Source organism: Nitratireductor aquibiodomus NL21 = JCM 21793 (assembly GCF_000615975.1).
Classification (GTDB): domain Bacteria; phylum Pseudomonadota; class Alphaproteobacteria; order Rhizobiales; family Rhizobiaceae; genus Nitratireductor; species Nitratireductor aquibiodomus.
This window is the reverse complement of sequence record NZ_BAMP01000181.1, coordinates 1-1,398: the sequence shown is the minus strand read 5'-3', so window position 1 is coordinate 1,398 and position 1,398 is coordinate 1. Positions and strand designations below refer to the sequence as shown.

Genomic DNA, 1,398 nt, shown 5'->3' with positions numbered 1-1,398 from the left:
CGCGCGGCGCGGGATGGTCTCCGGCACCTATTTCCACGCCATCGCGCGGAGTTGAAGCGATGGCCGGTTTCCACAACCCGTTTCGCGACATTGCCGCCTGCCTCGGCTTCTACACGCGCCTTCCGCTGCCCGCGTTCGAGATGCCCGCGCATGGTTTCGCCAACGCACAATGGGCGGCACCGCTTGCCGGCCTTTTTGTTGGTGCGGTGTGCAGCGCTGCTTTGGCGGGTGCCATCATGCTCGGCCTTCCGGCCACCATCGCCGCCGCCATCGCGCTTGCCGCGGGCGTGCTTTTGACCGGCGGTCTGCATGAGGATGGGCTCGCCGATGTGGCCGACGGTTTTGGCGGCGGTTCAACGCGGGAGAAGAAGCTCGCCATCATGAAGGACAGCCGCATCGGCTCCTATGGCGTTGCGGCGCTGATCCTGTCGTTTCTCATGCGCTGGTCGGCGCTCGTGGCGCTCGGCCTTGCCGCCATTCCCGCATTGCTGATCGCCCACACGGCCTCGCGCGCGCTCATGCCGGCGCTGATGCGCCTTTCGCCGCCCGCGCGGGACAACGGGCTTTCGGCGGGCGCCGGGCAACCGACGAGAGGCACCGTTCTTGTCGCGCTGGCGATTGGCGGCGTTCTGCTCCTCGTTCCCGGTCCCGGCTTTGCGCTCATTGGCGTGCTGCTTCTGGCGGCGGCGCTCTTTTTCATCAAATGGCTCGCCGAAAAACAGATCGGCGGGCAGACGGGCGATGTGCTCGGCACATTGCAGCAACTGGCCGAAACCGTTCTGCTTCTCGCCTGCGTCACGCATTTCATCTGAAGGATATCCATGCCCCGCTTTCTCTCGATCGACGATCTGCGCACCGCCTGCAACGACCGGCCTTCAGGCGACGAAAACGCCGCACAGGCCGCAGCGGCCCGTCAGGCCGTGCTCACCAAACCGCCCGGCAGCCTAGGCCGGCTTGAAGAAGCGGCCATCCGGCTTGCCCGCTGGCAGGGGCGCGAGAAGCCGGCGCTCGACGAAGTGCATGTGTTGATCTTTGCCGGCTCTCATGGCGTGACCGCGCGGGGCGTTTCGGCCTTTCCGGCAGAGGTGACGGCGCAGATGGTGGCGAATTTTTCCGCCGGCGGTGCGGCCATCAACCAGTTGGCAAAGCAGGCCGGCGCGAGCCTCACCGTCACGCCGCTGGAAATCGAGCGCCCCACGGCGGATTTCACGCAAGCGCCGGCCATGGACGAGGCCGATTTCCTGCGCGCTGTCGAGGCCGGTTTCGGTGCGGTTCCGGAGGGGGCCGATCTCGTTTCGCTCGGTGAAATGGGCATTGGCAACACCACCGCCGCTGCCGCGCTGGCCGCGGCTCTTTTCGGAGGCGGGGGCGCGGATTGGGTCGGGCGCGGAACAGGCG

Annotated in this window: 2 protein-coding genes; both read left to right on the top strand. The window is 67.0% G+C overall.

Annotated elements, in window-relative coordinates; all coding sequences use genetic code 11:
• Positions 1-59: 59 nt before the first annotated feature.
• Positions 60-812, top strand: coding sequence for an adenosylcobinamide-GDP ribazoletransferase (cobS, locus tag JCM21793_RS23040; RefSeq protein ID WP_025031870.1), 753 nt, complete (start codon positions 60-62; stop codon positions 810-812).
• A 9-nt stretch (positions 813-821) separates the two neighbouring features.
• The coding region (locus tag JCM21793_RS23035) for a nicotinate-nucleotide--dimethylbenzimidazole phosphoribosyltransferase (RefSeq protein WP_025031869.1) at positions 822-1,398 on the top strand (577 nt) is incomplete at its 3' end.